The organism is Corynebacterium sp. HMSC22B11, from assembly GCF_001815965.1.
GTDB lineage: Bacteria > Actinomycetota > Actinomycetes > Mycobacteriales > Mycobacteriaceae > Corynebacterium.
The window spans coordinates 1-1,485 of sequence record NZ_KV823523.1 but is presented as its reverse complement, the minus strand read 5'-3'; the positions used below and the strand labels follow the sequence as shown (position 1 = coordinate 1,485).

The window sequence follows — 1,485 nt, the reverse complement described above, 5'->3', positions numbered from 1 at the left end:
TTGTCATCAGTCGCGACATAGTTGACAGCTCAGTCGCGACATGATGGACAAACCGGCGCCTTGGTTTTTATTTTCCAACGGCGCCGGTTTTGTGTTTTTACACCAGGGGCGGGTCCCCTTTTCGCCAGTATGGTTTTTGATAATCACGGGACGTGTCGATGTAGTGCTCCGTGATGATTTCTGCGGTCTCTTTCAATGAGGTAGTCACGTGGTTGTCGGTGACAATCATCAGAACCTGTTGTCCGCTGTACGCACGCCCGACCCCAAGGTGGTAAAGCCTGCCGGCATACCGGATGGTGACCTTCCCGTTGGTGCCCACGATGTCGTTGCGTACTCGCCATTCACCGGCAGGGTTATCAGCCGGTTCAGCTTTGGTCCCGGTGGTGTATGCCTGGTGTGGGGTGCGGCGTCCGAGTGATCGGTGGGGGCGTTGAGTGTTGTAGTACTCGGCGAATTCGTTGAGTTGGTCCTGTAGTTCGTGGATCGTGTCTGCTGGTGGTCTCGCGCTGATCCAGCGTTTCAGGGTTTGGTGGAAGCGCTCGATTTTACCTTGCGTTTGTGGGTGCCCGGGTCTGCCGTTTTTCTGCTGGATGTGGTGGTGGGTCAGGACTTTTTCGAAGGCGTTGCGTCCCCCTTTACGCCCGGCTAGCCGTGCGGTGAACACCAGTCCGTTGTCGGTGAGGGTGGATGCTGGTGGGCCGAAGATGCTGATGAGTCGTTCGAGTTCCGCTGCGACGTGAAGACCTGAAAATGCTGGTCGGACGGTAATTGACAGCAGATACCGGGAGTGATCGTCGAGGAAGTCAAGGACTTCCACACGGGTACCTTCACTGAGGAACAGGTGGGTGATGTCAGCTTGCCAACATTCGTTGGGCATCGCAGCTTCAAAGCGAATGTAGGCGCTGCGGGGCTTTTTATTCGGTTGCGGGGTGACCAGGCCAGCATTGGTGATGATCCGGCGGATCGTTGATGTTGACGGCACGCGTAGGCCTTGGCGTTGAAGGTGGAATGCGATGGTGTCAGGTCCTGCATCGAGGCCGGCTTTGGTGAGTTCTTTGCGCATGGCAATGATGTGCTTGCGCAAGGGGTCTGGAATTGCTTGTGGATGGGTGTGCGGTGCACGGGATTTCGGCGCGATGGCGTCAGGCCCGCCGGCATCGAAATTTGCGAGGATTGTGTAGACGCGTTGCCGGGAGATGCCGAATCTTTTGGCAACTTTGGTCACTGGTTCGCCTTGATCGCGGACGGCTTTAACAATCGCGAGGTTGCGGTTGGGGCTGTTCATTGGTCAACGATGCCCCAACCAGACGGTGTGGTTTCGCGCCACACTTGCATAGTCAGTGTCAACGATGTCGCGACTGATGTGACAACCATCATCCCGCAACGGTGCTATCGGTGGGCGTCAACGATGTCGCGACTGATGTGACAACCATCAGGAATGTTCTGCCAGGCACACCGTGTCAACTATGTCGTGACTTCAGACAC

Annotated in this window: 1 protein-coding gene; it reads right to left on the bottom strand. The window is 56.4% G+C overall.

Annotation, left to right across the window (positions count from 1 at the left end; genetic code table 11):
* Positions 1 to 97: 97 nt before the first annotated feature.
* Positions 98 to 1,285 carry an IS481 family transposase gene (locus HMPREF3088_RS09555; RefSeq protein WP_070759763.1) on the bottom strand — a complete coding sequence of 396 codons (1,188 nt, stop codon included), beginning with the start codon at positions 1,283 to 1,285 and terminating at the stop codon, positions 98 to 100.
* Between the last annotated feature and the right edge of the window lie 200 nt (positions 1,286 to 1,485).

Excerpts from the sequence above, each read along its gene's own strand:
- HMPREF3088_RS09555 (WP_070759763.1), bottom strand. The coding sequence starts at position 1,285 with ATGAACAGCCCCAACCGCAACCTCGCGATTGTTAAAGCCGTCCGCGAT.